The organism is Deinococcus sp. HSC-46F16 (assembly GCF_024171495.1).
Taxonomy (GTDB): domain Bacteria; phylum Deinococcota; class Deinococci; order Deinococcales; family Deinococcaceae; genus Deinococcus.
Genome location: NZ_JALJZW010000003.1, coordinates 127749 through 147841, shown reverse-complemented (window position 1 = coordinate 147841; position 20093 = coordinate 127749). Strand labels below are relative to the sequence as shown.

Sequence of the window (20093 nt, the reverse complement as noted above, 5' to 3'; positions counted from 1 at the left end):
TTTTCAAAGCCGTGAGGTGCCTGGAGCAGTTGTCCGCGCCCCGCCGATCCAGCCATCATGGGCGACAGCTCACTCGCTCCTCCCCCACCCCGACCGTCACCCCGCAGCGCCGACCGTCCTCCCCCCGCAGTTCCCCGTGCAGTACCCTAGTTGACACCGGCGTCAACCCGTTGCCCTCCTCGTCGAGAAGGACCACCTCCTCCCCGAAGCCCACCTCCCCGTAGGCGGCGGGCTGGCCGGGTGCCCACAGGTACTGCACCCAGCGGTACTCGCGGAAGTTCTCCCGCCAGTCGAGCGTGACCACGCCGCTGACCGGGAGAGGCAAGTCGCGTGACACCTCGCGCAGGGCGATGCCGAAGGGCAGGGCGCCGAGGTCCACCCCCAGCGTCATGGCTGGCCCGATGGGAAGCCGGGTGACGAGCAGGTCACCCCGGGCGTCTGTCACGCCGACGGGCTCGCCCGCCACGAGCAGGGGAATGCCGGGAATCCCGGTCTGGACGCGCACACCCCGCGTGGCCCCGTCGGGCTGGAGGGTCACCCGCCCGCCGCTGACGACGACCACGCCCTCGACCTGGGCCGAGGCCCCGCTCGTGCTCACCGAGGCCGCCGCCCGGACCGGCCCCTGGTAGGCGTAGTTCAGGCTGGCCGCCTGTGGGGAGGCCGCAACCTCCACCGTGTGGGCGAGGGTGGGGGCGTAGCGCACCTGAAGGTTGGCCGCCTGGTCCCGGCCCACCCCGGCCGACACGTTCCAGCGGGGCTCGGGCGTCCAGGTGGTGCGCAGGCCCGCGCTCCAGCCATCCGGGCGCAGGCCCCCGGTGAGGCTCAGGTTGCCGCGTCCCCCGAAGCTGCGGGTGACCGAGGCGTCGGCCTCCCAGGTGGCGGCCTCCAGACCCGAGCGGGCGCCCACCGAGACCTCCCAGTCGGGCGTGGCGTAGCGGGCGCCCAGGCCCAAGGTCGTCGTCCGCACGTCGTTCACGGGGAGCGTCGCCCGGCCCTGGAGGGTCAGGCGGCCCACCGCGCGGGTCGCCTCGGCGCTCAGTTCGGGCTGCCAGCCCTCGCCGGGGGCATGGCCCACCGAGGCGCCCAGTCCCAGGGTCCAGCCTGCACGGGCGAGGTTGGCCCGCGCCGACAGTGCGGTGCGGTCGGGGGTGAGGGCCGCGCTCCCCAGGACCGTCCAACCTCCTCCCAGCCCCACCTGGCCGGAGGCGCCCGCCCGGTAACCCCCGGACGTCCAGCCCACCTGGGCCGCGTAGGCGAAGGTGCCGGAGGGCAGGGTAACGGCCTCGGCGGACACCCGCTCCTCCACCTCACGGGTGCCCGTCTCGTCGGTCAGGAGGACCCGCAGGGTATAGCCCCCCGGCGGCAGGGGAACGTTGCGCAGGGTGAGTGAGCCCGCCTCGGCCCGGAAGACGCGCAGCCGCCGCCCGTTGACCTGCACCTCCACGTCGGCCGGAAGGGGCAGGTCCAGGCGGTAGTCGGGCAGCACACGGGGGGGACCGCCCCGGCCCTCGACCGCCACCCCCCGGAAGTCGGTCACCCCGAAGCCGGGGGCCTCCCCGGTCGGCGCAGCGTTCCACACGCCGTACAGGCGCAGTTCCGGTGTCACGGCATACCGCAGCAGGGCGCGGGGCTGCACTCCGGAGCCGCCCGTGCCCGCGTCCCGCACCGCCACGGCCCCCAGCGACCCGGAGAGGCCGCCCCGCGCGGTGCCCACGTCGGCGTAGGCCCCGGCGGTCCAGTCCTCCAGCCGCCCGTAGCTCGCCGCCCCCCGCACCCCGAAGGTCACGGCCCAGCCCGCCTCGCCGTACAGGGGGGGTGGGTCGAGCGAGAACTCCGCGAAGTCCGCCACCCGGCTGCCCAGGCGGGCCGGGGGCAGGGTCAGGGTCAGGGTCTGGGCGCCCGCGTCGTAGCGCACGGCCACGTCGGCGGCCAAGGTCACGAAGATGTCGCCGCCGCAGCTCAGCCGCTCGCCCCGCAGCGCCGCCTCGCCGGGCCGCAGCACGTCGGGGGGCAGCAGGACCTGCACCGGCCCCTCCCCCGTCGCGGCCAGGCGAACGACCTGAGTTCCCCGGTCCGAGCCCTGCACGAAGACCTGGAGGAGCGCTTCGGGCGCCTCACACGGCGCGGCGACGGCCGGACACAGCAGGGCCGCCGTGAGCAGGGCCGCCGCGCTACGGCAGGGCGAGCGTCTCACGGACCTCCCGTCCATCCGCGTCGCGGTAGCTCAGGGTCAGCGGTCCCGTGCCCGCGCCCAGCCCCGGCAACCGCAGGGTGTAGTCCGCCCCGGCGAGCACCGCGAAGGAGGCGACGGCGAGCGGCTCCCCGCCGCGTCCGGCGAGCAGGTTGCCGTAGGTGGCCCGGCGACGGCCACTGTTGCGCAGATGGACGATCAGGTCGTTGCCGTCGCGGCTCAGCGTCGCAGTGACCTGCGCCTGCGCTCCCGGCGGCGTCACGTAGACAGGCAGGGAAAAGCTCAGGGCGAGCTGCATGTTCAGGCTGCGGCCGTCGCCCAGCGGCGTCTGGGTGGTCGCGGTGCTCTCGCCCGGCACCTCCTGCACCAGCAGGCGGTAGGTCAGTTCGGTGTCGCCCGGCTTCTTGCGCAGGGCCACCCGGATGACCTGCGACGCGCCCGGCGCCAGGGTGAAAGACGCCGGATTCACGAGCAGGTCGCGCGTCTCCGACAGCACCGACTGTCCGCCCTCCATGCGCCACAGCACCGGTACGACCCGGAAAGTCGCCGGAGTCTGGCCCGCGTTCAGCATGGTGGTCTGGGTGCTGAGGTTCCCGGTAGGGGCGATCCCCAGCACGGTGGGCGAGAAGCCGTAGCCCTGCGCTCCCGCGCCGCCCAGGCCGAGCAGCAGGGCGAACATCAGGATCAGGGGAAGCAGTCGGGGCATGGGGCACTCCTGGGGGGGATTCACTTGGACTCCACGGTGAGGGCGAGGTCGGCCACGTAGCTCCCGCGCCCCGCCCCCCACTGGCCGGGTTCAATCTGGAGGGTTAGGGTGTGGCGGTAGGTGCGCGGTCCCTGGCCCGAGCCGCCCTCGACCGCGCCAATGCCCCCGCCCTGCCAGAGGCCGAGCGACTCGTGGCCGGAGAGGCGGCCCAGCAGCGCCTCGCCGCCCGGCCCCAGCAGCCGGACGAGGTCGCCCTGCACGCCGGGCAGTGAAACGCGGTAGAGGTCCTGCTTGCGGGCGCACACGATGTCGAGGGTGACCTGCCGCACGTCCGGGGCCGTGGGCAGCGCCTGATAGGGCAGTGGGGGCGCCGCAGACACCGAGGCCACACAGCCAGAAGCCGGCGCCGCCGCAGCGAAGCCGGTAAGCAGAAGAAGGGAGAACAGCCAGCGCATGGATGACCTCGGAGAGCGGAGCGCCCAGGCCGCCCTGGGGGCTTGCCGGAGCGCTCCTGCGGGGCTCAGTTGTATTCGAAGGTGACGGTCAGGATGCCGCTGTAGTCGCCCTTGACAGCCCCCCACTGCCCGGCGTCGGGCCGGAAGGTCACCGAGCCGCCGTAGCGGTCGCCCGTCATCTGGCTGGTGGAATTCACCTTGTCCACCGCCATCGTCCAGGCCCCGTTCAGGAAGGCGCCGCCGGTGCCGGAGAGCTTCATGGTGCCGCTCCGGCCATCGGTCGCCGCCGTCCCCTGGGCGCCGGGCGTGGCCTTGATGTCGACGACCGTGCCCTTGGTGCACTCGATCACGGCGCCGATGGCCGCGGTGGACACTCCACTGTTGTTCAGCGCCGTGTAGCTCGCCGTGGAGGCTGTCCCCGAGCCCAGGGAGGCGGGCAGCGCCGCCTGAACCCCCACGATGTGGCAGGTGTTGGCCACCGTGGCCTTGAACACCACGCTCCCGGTGGAGGTGGCGGCGGAGGCAGAACCGGCGAGGGTCAGGGCGGCGGCCAGCAGGGTCAGGTTCTTCATCATCTCGTCCTTCCGACACGGGGAAGCCGCGCAGAGGTTCACCGTGAACCCCTGTTCTGGACGCGGACTCCGCTGTGGTCGTTTGCGTAGGGGCACTCTAGGCGGGCGCTCCGGCAGCGGACAATCCCGGCGGGCCTGACGCGTCAACGAAAACGTTAAAGCGGCCCCATGCCCCCCCGCGGGGGCATTCTCAAATGAGGCCTCCAACCTGACCGAACCTGATTAAAGTGTGTTCATGCACTGTCTCAGGCGTTCACCAGCCATTAACACCTCCGTCACCCGGCGTTAACGCTGTGACCTCTCTTGCTTCTCCCCTCGCCCCGGAGCCAGCACCCGTACGGCTGCGCGTTCTGGGAACTGCCGCCGTCCTGCGTGGCGACGCCGCCCTGCCGCTGTCGCGCAAGGGCACCCTGCTGCTGACCTACCTCGCCCTGGAAGGCCGCCCCATGCACCGCAGCACCGTCGCGGAACTGCTGTGGCCGGGCGGGCGCGGCCTGGCGAGCCTGCGGGTCGAGCTGTCCAAGCTGCGGGCACAGGGCCTGGACCTCGCGCCGGGGGGCGGTCCCCTGCTGCGCTTCACGGCGGGGACGGACCTGGAGGAACTCGCCGCCGAGGCTGGTGCGGCGACAGTTCCGCACCTGGCCCTGAATGGTCCCCCGCTGGGCGGGCTGGACGACCCGGGCAACCCGGCCCTGCAAACCTGGCTGGACACCCAGCGGCAGCGGCTGGACGGCAGGCGGCAGGCGGTGCGGCGCCAGCAGGCCGCCTCACCCGGCGACTCGCCGCCGGAGAGGCTGGAGGGCTCGGCCGTCGCTTGGCTGGCGGGCCGGTTCGCCCCGGAACTGCGGGCGACGCAGGAACTGGCCCGGCGCGAGCCGCAGGTGCTGCTGTACACGGCGCGGTCCGGGCACGGCACGCGGGCGACGCTCCGCAGCGTGCTGGAGAGCCAGGACTGGCCCTATGTCGAGCTGGACGCCGTCGCCGATCCCCGGCTGCTGCTGACCTCCCTGCTGCTGCGCCTGCGCACCCTGCTGCCCCCCGAGGCCCACGCCCGACTGGGGAAGCTGCTGGAGGAGGGACCGTCCGTGCCTCACCTGGTGTCCGGACTCAGCGGCCTCCTGATCGGGCACGGGCAGCCGCTGGTGATCGCGCTGCACCGCGCGGAGGTGGGGGCCGGACCGGATGACCTGCTGCCCTTCGCGCTGAACTGGCCGCTGCCGCTGGTCTTGCTGCTGGCGACCACCCCCTGCCGGGAAGACGCGCTGGCCCGCGCCGTCCGCCAGCAGTTCGGCGGGGGGCGCCTGCGGGTCTTCCGGGCTTCGCCGCTGCCCAGCGCCGCCCTGCCCGACCCGGCCCCCGCCCTGGCCCTGATCCGGCACTCGGAAGGCTGGCTGACGGCCCTGCGCCCCCTGCTGCGGCTGCGGGAGCCTTGGCCTCCCCGGGTGCGCCTGACCCCGGCGGTGCAGGGCGACCTCCTCGCGGAAGTCGAGCAGGCCCTGCCCGGCGCGGCCCGCGCCCTGGCCCCACTGGCCGCGCTGCCCAGTCCCTTTTGCGCCGAGCAGGCGCTCGGCCACCTGCCGCTTCCCGCCGCCGAGGCCCGCCCGCTGCTGGACTCGGCGCTGCGCCTGGGCGTGCTGGAGCGGGTGCCGCCGGTGCTGCACGCCGACTTGCCGGACCTGCGGGGCCGCCTGCCAGACGGCGAGCATCCCCTGGCGTTCGGCAGCGAGCTGACCCGCTGCGCCCTCGCCGCGACGCTGGAGGGCGCGGCCCGCGCGGCCCTGCGCGGGCAACCCCGCCGGGGCTGGGCGGCCCAGGATCCGGCTCCCCGACTTCCCACCGGTCCCCAGCCGGGGGAGACGGCCGCGCCGACACGGGGCGAGTTCCGGCGCACCGCCGCCCTGCCCGGCGGGTACCGCGCCGAGCAGTGGGACGGGCAGCTCACCCTGCTGAGGCTGGGGGCGGAGGGCCACGCGGCCCCCGAACTCCGTCTGTCCCTTCCCCTGCCCCACGGCACCCGCACCTGGCGCCTGGCCTACCGCCTGGACGAGTACCGCCCCGACCGGGCCTCGCCCCTGCTGATCGCGGAGTGCGGCGGCGAGCCCGAGGTCCTCGACCTCGGTGCGGGTCCCGACCGCCGCTGGCGGCTGTGGTGCGGCCCGGCGCAACCGGGCGGAGCCCCCCTCGTGCTGCGGGTGCGTGCCCTCGACCTCACGCTGCATCTGGCGGTGGGGGGCCGCACCACCCCCCGGTCCTGATCGCGGCGCTCCGTTCCGCTGGCGGGAGCCTCTCCATAGGTCTGACCACCGCTGCGGGTTCCTGAGCCGGGGCCAGGGGCCACCCCGTGCGGGCTGAACCCAGGCTCCCGGCGCCGGGGGAACTGGCCCAGCACGGCGGTGACGGCGTCGGCCGCACATTTCTGGCCGATGTCGCCGCTGGAGACGCCTCTCACCCCGACGGCGGCGGTGCTCGCCCGAATGCCCGAATGGGCACGCCGCCCGCCACCACGGGGAAGCGGGCGATGCGGGCGAGTTCGGCGGAGGCGGGACGAACTGCGGAGTGGGACGCTCTCCTGACCGCGTCCGACTCCGCTTCCTTTGCCTGAACCGCCCGCCTTCCCCACGCGGGCGGTGGGCGGTGACTTCCCGGTGTAGGTGAAGGCCAGGATCGCGCCGGGGTTGGCCATCTCGGTCACCCACTGGCCCTGCTGCCCCAGCATCTGCCCGCCGCTGTCGGTGATGACGCAGATGGTGCGTCCGTCCGCCGAGACGGCCGTGTCGCGGTAGCGGTTGTTGGTGGGCAGCACCTACGAGGTGATGGGCTTGGCATAGTTGGCGAACTGGTTGTGCCCGAGGTCGCCCATCGTGAAGTACAGCTTGCCGTCGGGGCCGATCTTCAGCCGCCCCGCGTTGTGGTCGTTCCCGGCGGGCAGGTTGCCGATCACCAGGGTGGGGGCCGTCAGCCGCCCGCTGGCCGCGGTAAAGGTGTAGCGCACGATCTTCTTCTTGGGCGCGGCCTCGGGGCCGTAGGTGTAGGCCACGTAGACCCAGTCACGGCCCTGGCCCTTCAGGAGGTCCGGGTGCAGCGCCATGCCGAGGAGGCCCTGGTGCTGTCCACCGGCGAGGGCACCGGGGATGGTGACTGCCACGCTTTTTTGCCCGGTCGTGGGGTTGACCCGCACGATCTGCTTGCCGAGGCCCTCGGTCACCCAGAGTTGCCCGTCGGGGCCAGCGGTGAGTTCCCAGGGCATCTGAAGGCCGGTGGTCACGACCCGCCTGGTGAACGGTTCGCCCACGGGCTGGCGGGCGGCGTGGGCTGGCTGCCCCCCGCGAGGGCACCCGTGCCGAGGGCGAGCAGCGAGACGGTCAGGGCGATGGACTTGATGTTTTGCATGGGAAGGCTCCTTGAGGCGAGGGGAAAGGGAGGCTGAGCGGCTGGCTTCAGCGGGCGTTCACGTACCCGGCGTCCACGTGCAGGGTCGTCCCTGTCACGTAGCTCGACAGGTCCGAGGCGAGCCACAGGCTGGCCTGCGCGACCTCCTGCGGCTGGGCGAAGCGGCCCAGCAGGCTCAGTTGCGGGGCCTAGCTCTCGGCGTCCAGGCCGAACTGCTCGATGGCCCCGCGCCGCATGGGCGTGTCGATGGCGCCGGGGGCGACCGCGTTGACGCGGATGCCGTGCTCGCCGTTTTCCATCGCGGCGACCTTGGTGATGCCGTTCACGCCGTGCTTGGCGGCGACGTAGGCGACGGTGTTGGCCTGGGGCCGGAAGCCGCTCACCGAGGAGATGTTGATGATGGACCCGCCGCTGCCCTGCTCGCGCATCTGCCGCAGTTCGTACTTCAGGCACAGGGCCATGCCCTTGAGGTCCACCGACATCAGGCGGTCCCAGTAGGCCTCGTCGAAGTCGTGCACGGGCCGGTCGTCGTGGGTCAGGGCGGCGTTGTTCACCGCCACGTCCAGGCGGCCATAGGCGTCCACGGCGGCCTGCACCATGTTCTGCACCTGCTCGGCCTTGGAGATGTCCACGTGGACAAAGGTGGCCGCGCCGCCCGCCTGACCAATCGACTCCACGACGGCCTGGCCCTTCTCGTCGTTGAAGTCCACGACGACGACCCTGGCTCCGGCCTGGGCGAACAGCCGCGCCGTCGCCTCCCCCATCCCCATGGCGGCTCCGGTGATGGCGACCTCGTCCTGCAAGCTGGGCGACGTCATTTCTGCTCCTGTCCACTCCCTCCGGAAAGTGACGGTGGGCGGCTCCCACACGGGGTCCACCCGCATACGCTGGGCCAGGGCCTCCGGGCCACTGGTCTGGGCACAGCAGACAGTTCAATGCGGAGGGGACATCTCGAGCGGAGCCCCTGGCCCTCCCCGGCTATAGTGGCGCCGTGCACGACGACCCCGTGGTCAGGACGCTGGACGACGCCTTGCGGCAGCCGCCCATTCGCCTGTGGCAACGGCTGGTGCGGTTGACCCAGGCCAGGATGAGGGAGGTCGAGGCCACCCTGGCCCCACTGGACCTGAGCGTGACGGAGTTCGACCTGCTCGCGGCCGTGCGTGCCCACGGGGGCGCGACCCAGCAGGACATCGCCCAGCACCTGCTGTTCAGCGAGGCCAACCTGACCTACCACGCCCAGCGGCTGTGCGGCCGGGGCCTGATTCGCCGAGAAATGTCCGGCAAGGCCAAGCGGCTGTTCCTGACCCCCGCGGGCGAAGCCCTGATCGGCCAAGCGCTGCCCAGGGTGGTCGGCCTTCACGAGCGGCAGTTTGGAACCCTGACGCCCGAGCAGATGCGGCAGCTCGAAGTCCTGCTGCGCCTCCTGGGTTAAAGGAGGGTCGGCCCGGCCCCCAGTCAGGTCAAGGAACTTCTCTTGACAATTCAATATTGAACTGATTGACTGCGGGCACCATTGCGAAGCGGAGACGGGACCCTGGCCGTCGCCCGTGAAGAGGCGGCCCATGAACCTGCTTGAACGCCTGCTGACGTCTCTCTTTCCGCGCCCGTCCGCACAGGACGCGCCTCAGGAGCCTCCCATGACGAACCCCAAGATCGCCGTGATCATCGGCAGCACCCGCGACGCCCGTTTTGCCGACAAGCCCACCGAATGGTTCATGAAGCGGGCCTCGCAGCGCACGGACCTGGACTTCGAGGTGCTCGACCTGCGCGACTTCCCGCTGCCGCTGTTCAACGAGGTGGCGTCCAATGCGTGGGCGCCCACCCAGAACGAGGTCGGTGTGCGCTGGCAGCAGCGGCTGGCCGAGTTCGACGGCTACGTGTTCATCACGGCCGAGTACAACCACGCGCCCACCGCCGCCCTGAAAAATGCGCTGGACTACGCTTACCCCGAGTGGAACAAGAAGCCCGCGTCATTCGTGGGCTACGGCTCGGTGGGGGCGGCCCGCGCCATCGAGCACCTGCGCGGCATCGCGGTCGAATTGCAAATGGCGCCCCTGCGGGCGGCCGTGCATATCCAGGGGGGCGATTTCTTCGCGGCGTGGCAGGAGGGCAAGAGCCTCGACGAGCTGACCTACCTCGAGCCCGGCGTGACGGCCATGCTGGACGAACTCGCGTGGTGGGCGAACGCGCTCAGGACCGCACGCCAGGCGACCACCCCGCCCCAGGAGATTCAGGTGTCCTCGTCCGGGGTCTGATCGCGGCGCTCCGTTCCGTTGAAGGGACACTGTTTGTCCCTTCAACTCCTCTCTGACCGCTTTGCATGACGGAGTCTCGCCCCACTGGGGCCGGACCAGTTGAGGGGCAACCCATCGACTTGTCCGTCCACCGCTGTGGGGCGCACAGCGTCCCCTCCGTTCTCCCACCGGCGCTCTCCGGGGGGAGAACTCCTTTTCCGGCCACCCTGAGCGGGCAGGAAGGCTCGGGGGAGCGGTTTGGGACACGGCCGGGGCAGGGGCCGCGTCCTCCCGCACTCAGCCGGGGGGCGGGTCCCGCAGCCGGGCCAGCAGCGCCCCGATCTCGGCGGGGAGGGGAGCGGCGGGGTGCTCCACGAGGGTGCGGTGTAGGGGAGCGAAAAAGCTCTGGACCTCGGCATTGGCGCCGGGATGGGCCAGGGCGAGGGTGAGCAGGGCGCGGGCCTCGCCGGGGCGGCGCTCGCGGGCCAGCACGTCGGCGAGGCCGCCGAGGGCCTCGGCCACCACCGAGGGCGCGTCGCACTGCGCGGCTTGGAGGGCGGCCTCGTGAAACCGGGCGCGGGCCTCGGCGAGCTGGTCTTGCCGGGCCAGGGCGTGCCCGAGGTTGACCAGCGCGTTGGCGATCTCCCAGCCCTGCCCCGAGTCCCGCGCCTGTTGCAGCACCCGCCCGCTGTGCGCCGCGCTCAGGGCGAAGTCGCCGCGCAGCAGCGCGACCCAGGCCAGCCCGGTCAGGTTCAGGGTCTGGCCCTCGCGTCCGCCGTAGGCTTCATGCAGCGCGAGGGCTTCTTCCATCCGGGCCTGCGCCGCCCCGAGGTCGCGCCGTTCGGTGGCGATCAGGCCCGCCGTGTTCAGCAGCTCGGCCCGCAGCCGGGGCCGGTCCAGGGGCGCCGCCCCGCGCAGCGCCTCCTCCACCTGCGCCTGCGCTTCTTCCAGCTCGCCCAGGTAGACCCCGCTGCGGGCCAGGCCCCCCAGGGCGCGGGCGAGGAGGTCCGGGCGTCCGGCTCCCTCCAGCACGCTCCGGGCACGCCCGAACAGGGCGCGGGCCTCGGGGTAGACGCTGCGGCGGTGCAGGATGCGGGCCTCGGTCAGCAGCGCCGAGCCCAGCAGCACCGGGTCGCCCAGGGTCTCGGCGCGGGCGCGGGCCTCGCCCGCCAGCGCGGAGGCCTGCGCGTGGTCGCCCAGCCGCTGCAAGGTCGAGGCGAGCGCGAGCTGAAGCTCGGTGCGCCGCGCCGCGCCGGGGGCGTCCGCCTCCTCGCCGGGCCGCGCCCGCAGGGCCGCGTGCAGGTCCTCCCGCGCGTCGTACAGGTGGGCGCGGGCCAGGCGGTAGGGCATCAGGTCCAGCAGCGTGCGCAGCAGGGCCGGGTCGGGCGGCGTGGGGGCGTGCAGGTGCCCGGCGAGCAGCGCCCGCAGCGTGGGGGCGTGGAGGTCGAGGTGCGCGAACCACGCCGCGCTCTGCGGCGGGTACGCCCGCAAGACCGCCTGGGCGCGGCGCAGCCCCCGCTGCCGGGCACGCCCCAGGGTGGCGGGGTGTCGGCGCAGGTGGGCCTGCCCCCGGTCCAGCAGTTGCTCCGGCAGGCGGTAGAGTCCGCCGCCCACGGGCCGCAGCAGGTGGCGGTGAATCAGCGCGGAGAGCAGAAAAGAAGAACTGCCCGACACCTCCTGCGCCCAGGCCAGGTCGAAGGGGCCGCCGAAGGTGCTCAGGGCCGCCAGCACGCGCCGTTCCGGTGAGCCGAGTTCCGGCCAGGGTCCCGCGCCCACCTGCCGCGCCCGCCCGCTGCGCTCCAGATGCTCGGCCGCGCCCCTCAGGCCCAGGGTCTGCACCAGGGGCAAGAGGGCCGTCAGGGTGTCCGGCTCGCCCGCCGCGTAGCGGGTCAGGGCGTCCAGGGCGCCCTCGTCCTCGCCGTCCGGGGCCTCGGCCTGCGCGGCCAGGGCGGCCCTGAGGCTGACGTCCGGCAGGGGGGCGAGCGCCAGCACCGCCTCGCCCCGCACGCCCAGCGGCGCCCGCGAGGTCACGATCAGGCGGGTGCCCGGACTGCGGGCCAGCAGCGCCTCGAGCAGCGGCGCGGGAAGGGCCGCGGGCGCGGCGTCGTCGAGCAGCAGCAGGGTGGGCCGCCGACCCAGCAGCCGGGCCACCGTCCCGGCGGTGACGGGAGCGACCGCCGTGCCCAGCAGCACCTCGCTGATGCGGGCCAGGGCCAGCTCGGGCACCCGCACCCCGCGCAGGGGGACCTCGTGGGCGCCGCCCGGAGCCTGGGCACCCAGCTCGGCGAGCAGTTGCCGGGCCAGGCGCGTCTTGCCCCGTCCGGCCGGGCCGGTGAGGGTCAGGAGCGCGTGCCCGCCGAGCCGCCGCGCCGCCTCCCGCACCTCCGGCCCCCGGCCGTGCAGGTAAGGGTGGGGAGGCGGGGGCGGGGACGGCACTTGCCGCGCCGCGGCGTCCTCCCAGTCGCGTAGGCCGCTCCCGGTCAGGGCCTCCACGCTCTGGCCGCGCAGTTCCGCTTCCAGCCGCAGGGCCGAGAGCCGCGGCGCGAGCCGGGCAGGCAGGCCCCGCACCTGCCCGCACAGCCACGCCGCGCCCCGCCCCTCGCCCAGCGGCCCGACCTGCGCCTCGGCCAGCGCCAGGACGGCCCGGTCGGTCAGCGGCGGCAGACTCAGCACCTCCGGCCCCGAGTCCGGCGCGGGTCCCCCCGGCGCCGCCGCCTGCCCGGTCAGCACCGCCTGCGCCCCCGCGAGCAGCGGGGCGAGTTCGGCCAGCGCACAGGCCCCCAGGAACTCGGGCGCGTCGAGCAGCAGGGCCAGGGGTCGGCCCGCCCCCCCGCCCACGTCCGCCGGGTCCGGGGGGCCAGCCAGGGGCACGCCGCTCAGCGTGGCGCCCTCCCAGGCGCCATGCGGCCGCGCGGCCCGTCCGGGGTCGCCCCGCACGTGCAGCGTCTGGTAGCCCAGGTGCTGCGCGATCCGGTCGGCCTCGCACAAGAACGCGCTCAGGCCCCCGCCCGGCGGGGCCTGCACGGTCAGGCGGGCGCCGGGCCGGGCCAGGGCCTCTTTCCAAAAGGCCACCGTCCGGGCGCGGGCCTCGTCCCGTTCCAGCAGCCGGGAAGGCCCGCTTCCGGCGCCCGGTGCGGACACCGGATCCCGGACCACGACCTGCCCCCGGCCCAGGCGCTTGGCCGCCAGGAGCCGGGCATCGGCCCGCGCAAACAGGGCCTCGCGGTTCAGGCCCGGCTCCCAGGCGGCGACGCCCATGCTCACGCGCAGGGGCCGCCCTGGGCGCTGCGCGAGCTCCCGGAGCCGGGCCTGGCCCCACTCCGCGAGGGCCGCCTCCGGGCCGCCCGCCAGCACCGCGAACTCGTCGCCGCCCAGGCGGTACACCTCCCAGCCGGGGCGCCGCTGCCCGTGCAGGGTCTGCGCGAGCGCCCGCAGCGCCTCGTCGCCCGCCAGGTGCCCGAAGGTGTCGTTGATCAGCTTGAGATAGTCGAGGTCGCACAGCAGCAGGGCGCAGCCTGCCCCGTCCGACAGGCGCCGCCGCAGGTCGGTGTCGAACGCAGCGCGGGTGGGGAGCCGGGTGAGGTCGTCCCGACTCACGAGCGGTGTCATCCCCTCCATAGTGGGGCGGCTGGCGGCGCCCGGCAAGCCCCGGCACGGGGGGGATGGGGGACGGGGTGGCCGCCTTGCGGGAGCGCGGCGGCGGCGGGGCCGCACCCGCGTGAGCCACTTCAGGTCCTCAGGTGCCCGCAGGCCTGCAGGGGCATCCAGGCTGAGGCGCTGGTCTTGCGCGTCTGGGCCGTCTTCCAAGGCGATGGCCCCAGGACAGCCTGGGCTCGGGGGCCGAACCCAGGGTGATCCCGCCAGGCCCGCGCGGTGTCCCGGGCGCGGGCCGGGTCGGCGCGCTGTGGCTGGTGGGGGCCTTCGGGGTGCTCCTCCCCGCGCTGGTCCTGGCGGTCACGCGGGGGTCGGTGACCGTCTCCCTCGCGCAACTCGTGCAGGTCCTGCGCGGGGGCGGGAGTGACCTCGCCCGCACCGTGATTCTGGACCTGTGGCTGCCCCGGGCGCTGCTCGCGGCGGTGGTGGGCGGCAACCTCGCGGTCGCCGGGGTGCTGTTGCAATCGGCGCTGCGCAACCCGCTGGGCGATCCCCACCTCGTCGGCGTGAGCGCGGGAGCGGGGCTGGCGTTCTCGTTTTTCGCGGGGAGCTTCGCGGCACTGGCCCTCAGTGCCTTTGCCGGGGCGCTGCTCAGCGCGGTCACCGTGTACGCGCTGGCCTACAGCGAGGACGCCCAGCCCCTGCGCTTGATTCTGGGCGGCAAAAGCACGCTGCTGCGGCTGCTGGCCCGGCAGCTCGTGCCGCGCGGGGGCGCCGTGCTGCTGGAGGGCCGCGACCTCGCCCGGCTGGGACGGCGGGGGCGGGAGGCGGCGCGGTCGCTGGGCCTGCTGCCGCAAGCGCCCGCCCTGCCGGAAGCCGTGACCGTCCGTGAACTCGTGGCGCGGGGCCGCTTTCCGCACCGGGGGCTGCTGGCGGGAGGTGGGGCAAGCGACCGGGACCTCGTCGAGCAGGCGCTGCGGGACACCGGCATCACCCACCTCGCGGAACGGGAGGTCCACGGCCTCTCGGGCGGCGAGCGGCAGCGGGCCTGGATCGCCATGGCGCTGGTGCAGCAGCCGCGCGTGCTGCTGCTCGACGAGCCCACGACCTACCTCGACCTCGCCCACGCGCACGAGGCCCTGGGGCTGCTTCAGCGCCTCGCCACCGGGCGCGGAATGACCCTGCTGATGGTCCTGCACGACCTCTCGCAGGCCAGCCGCTTCGCCACGCGGGTGGTCGCCCTGCGGGGCGGGCAGGTGGTCACCCAGGGCCGCCCCGCCGAGGTGATCACGCCGCCCTTCCTGCGGGAGGTGTACGGGCTCGACGCCCGCGTCCTCCCGGACCCGGAGACCGGGACCCTGCTGATCATTCCGCGTTCCTGAGGAGCGGGGGGGGAGGTTCGTCGGCGGGGGACCCGGCCCGGTCAGGCTGGCTCCTGGCCTCCGGGGCGCCGGGACACGCGCCCGCGCCGCGGCTTGCGGGCGTACAGGCGCCTGTCGGCGAGCTGAAAGAGGGCGGGCGCGTCGGTGGCCTCGTCGGGAAAGCTGGCCCACCCCACCGCCGCCCGCAGGGCGCCGCCGTCGAGTTCGGTGAGGGCCGCTTCCAGGGAGGGTTCCAGCGGGGACGGGGCAGGGGGCAGCAGTGCGGCGAACTCGTCGCCGCCGAGGCGGTAGGCGGTGCCGGGCAGGGGCACCTGCCGGGCGAGGCAGCGGGCCACCTCGCCCAGCAGCGCGTCCCCGGCGAGGTGCCCGCGCTCGTCATTGACCCGCTTGAAGTCGTTGAGGTCGAGCAGCACCAGCCGCACGGGCTCGCGCCGGGCCAGGTAGCCCGCGAGCGCCTCGTCAAAGGCGCGGCGGTTGCCCAGCCCGGTCAGGCCGTCGAGGTAGGCCCAGCGCTCCAACTGGCGCTGGGCGGCGTGCGCCTCCGTGAAGTCTTCTTGAACGCCCACGAAGTAACGCACCTGCCCTTCCTCGCGCAGCGGCCGCACCCGCAGGCGGTAGTGCAGCAGGCGGCCGTCCTTGCGGTAGTTCACCACCACCCGCGAGAAGGGTTCGCCCCGGTCGAGGGCCGCACGCATCGCCAGCACGTCGGCGGGATCGGTGGCCGGACCCTGAAGAAAGCGGCAGGTGCGGCCCCGGGCCTCGGCGAGCGAGTACCCCGTTTCCCGGGTAAAGGTCTCGTTGACGTAGAGGATGCGCCGCTGGGCGTCGGTGACCAGCAGGCCGATGTCGGCGGTGTCGAGCACCCGCCACAGCAGCTCGCCCGGCAACTCGTCCGGCAGCCCGCCGCCTCCCAGGGCCGGGGGGGCGGGTTCGGGCGGGAGCGGCCCGGCAGGGCACTTCACCCCTTCTCCCACACCCGGGCGGCGTCCGGGGTCACCCCGGCAGGCAGCGGGGCGGGACGGCCCAGAAAGTAGCCCTGGGCGTAGTCGGCCCCGAGCTCACGCACGAGCCGCAGCTCGGTTTCGGTCTCGATGCCTTCGGCGACCACCCGGATGCCGAGGTCGTGGGCGTACTCGACCAGGGCGAGCACCAGCGGCGTGCGGCGGTCGCTGCCGTGCAGCCCGCTGATCAGGGCGCGGTCGAGCTTGACCACGTCGGGGCGCAGCTCGGCGAGGTACGTCAGGCTGGTGTGCCCGGCTCCCAGGTCGTCGAGGGCCACCTGCGCCCCCTCGGCGCGGTAGCGGTCGAGGATGCGCCGCAGCAGGCCGAGGTCGGGAAAGGCCTCGCTCTCGGTGACCTCGAACAGCAGGCGCGAGAAGTCGGCGCCCACCTCCCGGCAGGTCTGAAAGGTGGTTTGCAGGCACACGTCGGGGTTGTAGACCACGCCGGGCGCGAAGTTGATAAACAGCACCTGCCCCGGCGCGAGCTGCGGGTAGATCTGCCGAATCGCTCCGCGCCGGGCCTGGGCGTCAAAGGCGCGGGCCTGCCCGTGGGTACACGCGGCTTGCAGCAGCGGCCCCGCCCCGATCAGCCCCGCGCCGCCCTCTCCCTCGGCCCGCACCAGCGCCTCGTAACCGTAGACCTCGCCCCCACGCAGGGCCACGATGGGTTGCAGGTGAAAACGCAGCCGCTCGCTCGCCCCGAAAAACCAACCGCTGTCCAGCCGCTGTACCCAGCGCTCCAGCGGCGCCATCTGCCAGGCGTCGGGCGACCCGTCGGTCCGGCAGGGCGCGGCGAAGAGGTCGGCGCGTTCGGTGGGTGAGAACATGTCCAGCAAGGCGGGCAGGGTGCCGAACGCGTCCGCCGTCACCAGCGGGCCTTCGGGCCGCCGCTCGTGGGAGAGCCCCAGGGCGGCGAGCCACGCGCTCAGGCGCCGCCGCACATGCTGGGAGGCGGCATGCAGGTACAGGCCGCCAGCGGCTGACCCGGCCTCCGCCGTGATCACATCGCAGTCGCAAGCCACCTTGGATAACCCTGAATGGAGAAGAAAAGGGCCGGAGGGAGACGACATCCCTCCGGGTCTATCAGGTCGAGGCTTACGCAATCCTGGCACCTTTCCGCACGGGGGCTGAGGCCCCTCTCATTCACCGCCCTCGGGCTTGAGGGAAGCTTCATCCTGTGGGGTCCCCCCCCGACCCGCCGCGACGCCGCCCCGGCGGCCGATTTCGGCCATGTGGCGGCGGTCCTCGCTGACGGCGCGGCCCCCCTTGCGCCCGGCGGCGCGGGCTTCTTCCGAGGTGAACTGGTGCGCGTTGCCGCTGCGGTGGGCAGCGCGGCCCCCCTCACGGGCGATGTCCTGGCGGCGCTGCGGGTCCATCCCGGCAAAGCCGCGCCCAGGCCTCTGCGGCGCCTTGTCCTGATTCTGGGTCATGGATCACTCCTCCCCCCTGACAGGGGTGACCGCACTGTGCCCGCTGCCCCGCGCTCTTCCGTGGGGATCGGTCCAACAGGGCCTCCATATGAGTTGTGCGCCGCCTAAGCAGAAGGTAAAGGTGTCTTCATTTTCCCCTCAGTTCTGAAGGAGGTGGGTCAGGGGGAAACCTGCACCACCGTTTTGCCCCGCGCCTGTGGCCCCTCCACGTGGCGGTGGGCGTCCGCGATCTGGGCCAGGGGAAAGGTGCGGTCCAGCGGCACGCGCAGCTCGCCCGAGGCGACGAGCCGGGCCAGGAAGGCGAGGTCGGGCGAGCGCTCCTGGGTGCGCACGGCGGCGAAGCGGGGGCGGGGGCCGGGGGGGCCACCCAGACTCGCGGCAAGTTCGGCGGGGCGCAGCGGGAAGGGCTGGGTGGTCACGTAGACCCCGCCCGGAGCGAGGCTGGCCCGCACCCGCGCGAAGTCGAGGGCGGGCGGCGTGTCGAAGATCACGTCCCAGGTGCGCTCCCCCCGGCCCAGGTCGAGGTCCGCCGCGTCATGCACCTCGTCGGCCCCCAACGCCCGCACGAAGTCCAGCTTGGCCGCGCGGGCGACGCCCGTCACCACGGCGCCGAAATGCCGCGCGAGCCCGACGGCGAAGGAGCCGATGCCCCCCGCCGCCCCGTAGACCAGCACGCGGGCACCGGGGCGGCGGTGGAGCGCGGCGCCTTCCCGCAGGGCCTGGAGGGCGGTGAGGCCCGACAGTGGAATGGCCGCGGCTTCGGCCCAGTCCAGCCTGTCCGGCAGGTGGGCCAGGCGCGACTGCGGCACGGTCACGTATTCCGCCGCGCCGCCGCCCCCGTGCCCCAGCAGCCCGAAGACGCGCTCGCCGGGCTCGAAGGCCGTGACCCGTGGCCCCACGCCCACCACCACCCCCGCCACGTCGAGTCCGGTGGTGTAGGGGCGGCGCACCGCCAGGGCTGCGGGACCGCCGCCCGCCCGGACCCGCAGGTCCGAGCCGTTGACGCTGGAGGCCCCGACCCGGACCAGCACCTCGTCACGGCTGGGCCAGGGCCAGGGAATTTCCTCGACCCGCAGGATCTCGGGGCCGCCGAACGCATGAAACCGGGCTGCGAGCATGGGTCACGGTAGGGCATGGGGCGGCCGGGGGGGGTGAGTGCCGGGCGGCCCGCCCTCAGGGCGGCGGAGCGAGTTCCTCCTCGCCGCGCCGGGGAAGCACCCGGACCCCCGGCACGCCCCCGGCAGCGGTCCGGGCCACCCCTTCCCACGCGGAAGGCACCCGCAAGTCCACGAGGGCGCCGCGGGCCAGCAGGGTCAGGAGGGGGCCAAGGGTGGTCCGCAGGGCCTCGGCGGGCGTGCGGCCGCGTCCCGGCGCGGTCCCCAGGTCCAGCGTCAGGCTGAGGGTGGTCGGCCCGGCGCCCGGCGCAGGCGGCAGGCCGGAAACCCGGAGCTGAAGCGGTCCGGCTTGTCCGGGAAGACGCTGGGCCTCGCCCAGGGGGAGCGGGGGGTCGGCTGGCCCGGTGCGGGCGAGGCCGAGGGCCTCCTGGGTGGCGTGGGGAAGGCCCGTGCCGCCCGGGGGCTCCCCCGCCCGCGCGTCCGCCTCTTCCGCGCGGGCGACCCGGTGCATGTCGGCGGGGTGACGGCCCCGGTTGCGGGCGACGGGCTGGACCCACACGTCCGCGAGGTGGGCGCGGGCGGCCTCCCCCGCCGGGGAGTGCAGCACCTCCAGCAGCGTTGCCAGGTCGAGGTCGCTGTGCAGCCGCGCGGGAGCGCCGCCGGGCACCAGCCGCAGTCCGGCGAGGACGGCTTCGGTCTCGGCCTCCAGCGAGGTGCCGCCGGGCCGGGCACCGCTGACCTGACGCACCTCGCGCGTGTGGGGCTGCACCGCCCGCGCCGCCCAGCCCGAAAAGGTCTGCCGCCGCTCGTGGCGGGTGCTGCCGTCGGTGTAGACGTGCCACAGCCCGCCCGCGCCGGGGGGACCGGGGTCAGGCGTCATCGGGGAGAAAGGTGAAGTCGGGGAGGGCAGGCAGCCGCCCCACCACCCCGCGCAGCACCTCCAGGGCGCCTGCGGCGTCGCGCAGGTCGGCGAGTTCGAGGGGTGAGTGCGAGTAACGCCTGGGGAGGGTCAGCGACCCGGCCGCGATCCCCAGCCCGGCCCAGGCCATCGCGGCGGAGTCGTTGGAGCCGCCGCTGAAGGTGCAGGCTTGCAACGGTACTCCGCGCTCCCCGGCCACTTCTTCCAGAAAGTCGCGCACGCCGGGGTGCAGCAGGTTCGCCCGGCCCCCCGGACCGGCCATGACCTGCAACGCCGGACCCGCGCCCAGCCGCACATTCAGGTCACGGTGTTCGCTCATGTCGGGCGTATCCCCGGTGGGCATGGTGTCCAGCGCGAGGGCGAGGTCGGGGCAGAAACGCTCGGCGGCAAGCTTCGCGCCCTTGAGGCCCACCTCCTCCTGGGCGGTGAAGGCGTAGACAATCGTTCCGGCGGCGGGTGCCTCGCCCAGCGCCAGCGCCAGCAGCACCGCGCAGCCCAGGCGGTTGTCGATGGCCTTTCCCGCGACGAGGTGGGGCTGGCCGCCGATCTCCAGCAGGGGGCTGACAAAGGCGACCGGGTCCCCGACCCGCACGCCCAGGGCTTCCACCTCGGCGGCACTGGAGGAACCCAGGTCGATGTAGAGGTCGCTCGCTTTGCGGCCCTGGGTGCGCTCGGCTTCCGACTGGTAGTGGCCGGATTTCATGCCGATCACGCCGTTCACGCCCCGCACCCGCACCGCCCGCGCGGGAAGCAGGCTGTCGATCACGCCGCCGATCTTCTCGAAGCGGAGAAAGCCGCCGGGTTCGATGCTTTTCACCATCAGGCCGATTTCGTCGGTATGGGCGGCGATCAGAACGGTGGGGCCGGGGGCAGGGCCGCGCCGCACGGCATAGGCGTTCCCCGCCACGTCGATCTGGAACTCGTCCACCCGACCGGCGAGGGCGGTGCGGAGGAAGCGCAGCAGGGGCCGTTCGTCGCCGGAGACGGCGTCGATGTCGCACAGCTCGCGCAGGCGGTCGCGGAGGGCAGGGAGCATGGGAGGCATCCTAGAGGTTCTGCCCCGGTCCGTCCCTTCCGGAGAGACGCCGCGCCCCACGGTCCGGG

18 protein-coding genes and 1 pseudogene are annotated in these 20093 nt (G+C 74.0%); 5 read left to right on the top strand and 14 right to left on the bottom strand.

Annotation, left to right across the window (positions count from 1 at the left end):
• Window positions 1-55 precede the first annotated feature (55 nt).
• The 4 genes from L1280_RS08260 to L1280_RS08245 form a co-directional block, all read right to left on the bottom strand.
• Window positions 56-2194 (bottom strand): hypothetical protein, encoded by a 2139-nt coding sequence (locus L1280_RS08260; RefSeq protein ID WP_253581626.1) that lies wholly within the window; start codon window positions 2192-2194, stop codon window positions 56-58.
• Complete coding sequence (locus L1280_RS08255) at window positions 2172-2897, bottom strand: molecular chaperone (protein ID WP_253581625.1); 726 nt, start codon at window positions 2895-2897, stop codon at window positions 2172-2174. The genes L1280_RS08260 and L1280_RS08255 overlap by 23 nt, the downstream gene beginning before the upstream one ends.
• Before the next feature lie 20 nt (window positions 2898-2917).
• Window positions 2918-3277 (bottom strand): hypothetical protein, encoded by a 360-nt coding sequence (locus L1280_RS08250; RefSeq protein ID WP_253581624.1) that lies wholly within the window; start codon window positions 3275-3277, stop codon window positions 2918-2920.
• A 140-nt stretch (window positions 3278-3417) separates the two neighbouring features.
• Window positions 3418-3924 (bottom strand): hypothetical protein, encoded by a 507-nt coding sequence (locus tag L1280_RS08245; RefSeq protein WP_253581622.1) that lies wholly within the window; start codon window positions 3922-3924, stop codon window positions 3418-3420.
• Window positions 3925-4217: 293 nt separating this feature from the next.
• Between L1280_RS08245 and L1280_RS08240 the strand changes: the two genes are divergently transcribed.
• Window positions 4218-6179, top strand: coding sequence for a hypothetical protein (locus tag L1280_RS08240; protein ID WP_253581621.1), 1962 nt, complete (start codon window positions 4218-4220; stop codon window positions 6177-6179).
• Between the two features lie 86 nt (window positions 6180-6265).
• Entirely contained in the window at window positions 6266-6526 is a 261-nt protein-coding gene (locus L1280_RS08235) for a hypothetical protein (protein WP_253581620.1), read from the top strand.
• A 201-nt stretch (window positions 6527-6727) separates the two neighbouring features.
• Here L1280_RS08235 and L1280_RS08230 read toward each other — a convergent pair whose 3' ends face one another.
• From L1280_RS08230 to L1280_RS08225, 3 genes and pseudogenes are all read right to left on the bottom strand, one after another.
• Window positions 6728-7189 (bottom strand): PQQ-dependent sugar dehydrogenase, encoded by a 462-nt coding sequence (locus L1280_RS08230; protein WP_253581619.1) that lies wholly within the window; start codon window positions 7187-7189, stop codon window positions 6728-6730.
• Window positions 7186-7314 carry a hypothetical protein gene (locus tag L1280_RS15685; RefSeq protein WP_256488133.1) on the bottom strand — a complete coding sequence of 43 codons (129 nt, stop codon included), beginning with the start codon at window positions 7312-7314 and terminating at the stop codon, window positions 7186-7188. The genes L1280_RS08230 and L1280_RS15685 overlap by 4 nt, the downstream gene beginning before the upstream one ends.
• Before the next feature lie 47 nt (window positions 7315-7361).
• A pseudogene (locus tag L1280_RS08225) lies at window positions 7362-8132 on the bottom strand (SDR family NAD(P)-dependent oxidoreductase).
• Between the two features lie 173 nt (window positions 8133-8305).
• Between L1280_RS08225 and L1280_RS08220 the strand changes: the two are divergent.
• On the top strand, window positions 8306-8746 hold the full coding sequence (locus L1280_RS08220; RefSeq protein ID WP_253581618.1) for a MarR family transcriptional regulator: 441 nt from the start codon (window positions 8306-8308) through the stop codon (window positions 8744-8746).
• A gap of 205 nt (window positions 8747-8951) precedes the next feature.
• Window positions 8952-9569 carry an NADPH-dependent FMN reductase gene (locus L1280_RS08215; RefSeq protein ID WP_253581617.1) on the top strand — a complete coding sequence of 206 codons (618 nt, stop codon included), beginning with the start codon at window positions 8952-8954 and terminating at the stop codon, window positions 9567-9569.
• A gap of 276 nt (window positions 9570-9845) precedes the next feature.
• On the opposite strand, the gene L1280_RS15740 is transcribed toward L1280_RS08215, so the two are convergent.
• Window positions 9846-13157 (bottom strand): diguanylate cyclase domain-containing protein, encoded by a 3312-nt coding sequence (locus L1280_RS15740; RefSeq protein ID WP_305881872.1) that lies wholly within the window; start codon window positions 13155-13157, stop codon window positions 9846-9848.
• 242 nt (window positions 13158-13399) lie between these two features.
• Here L1280_RS15740 and L1280_RS08205 point away from each other — a divergent pair, with 242 nt between their 5' ends.
• Window positions 13400-14524 carry an iron chelate uptake ABC transporter family permease subunit gene (locus tag L1280_RS08205; protein WP_253581616.1) on the top strand — a complete coding sequence of 375 codons (1125 nt, stop codon included), beginning with the start codon at window positions 13400-13402 and terminating at the stop codon, window positions 14522-14524.
• 41 nt (window positions 14525-14565) lie between these two features.
• Here the strand turns inward: L1280_RS08205 and L1280_RS08200 are convergent, their stop codons facing one another.
• The 6 genes from L1280_RS08200 to L1280_RS08175 all read right to left on the bottom strand — a co-directional run bounded on the left by L1280_RS08200 (window position 14566) and on the right by L1280_RS08175 (window position 20025).
• Entirely contained in the window at window positions 14566-15486 is a 921-nt protein-coding gene (locus L1280_RS08200; protein WP_253581615.1) for a diguanylate cyclase domain-containing protein, read from the bottom strand.
• Window positions 15483-16529 carry an EAL domain-containing protein gene (locus L1280_RS08195; protein ID WP_253581614.1) on the bottom strand — a complete coding sequence of 349 codons (1047 nt, stop codon included), beginning with the start codon at window positions 16527-16529 and terminating at the stop codon, window positions 15483-15485. The genes L1280_RS08200 and L1280_RS08195 overlap by 4 nt, the downstream gene beginning before the upstream one ends.
• Window positions 16530-16664: 135 nt before the next feature.
• On the bottom strand, window positions 16665-16955 hold the full coding sequence (locus L1280_RS08190; RefSeq protein WP_253581613.1) for a KGG domain-containing protein: 291 nt from the start codon (window positions 16953-16955) through the stop codon (window positions 16665-16667).
• Window positions 16956-17113: 158 nt separating this feature from the next.
• Window positions 17114-18073, bottom strand: coding sequence for an NAD(P)-dependent alcohol dehydrogenase (locus tag L1280_RS08185; RefSeq protein ID WP_253581612.1), 960 nt, complete (start codon window positions 18071-18073; stop codon window positions 17114-17116).
• 55 nt (window positions 18074-18128) lie between these two features.
• Window positions 18129-18950 carry a hypothetical protein gene (locus tag L1280_RS08180; protein ID WP_253581611.1) on the bottom strand — a complete coding sequence of 274 codons (822 nt, stop codon included), beginning with the start codon at window positions 18948-18950 and terminating at the stop codon, window positions 18129-18131.
• Window positions 18940-20025, bottom strand: a complete 1086-nt coding sequence (locus L1280_RS08175; RefSeq protein ID WP_253581610.1) for a M42 family metallopeptidase — start codon at window positions 20023-20025, stop codon at window positions 18940-18942. The genes L1280_RS08180 and L1280_RS08175 overlap by 11 nt, the downstream gene beginning before the upstream one ends.
• Window positions 20026-20093: the final 68 nt, after the last annotated feature.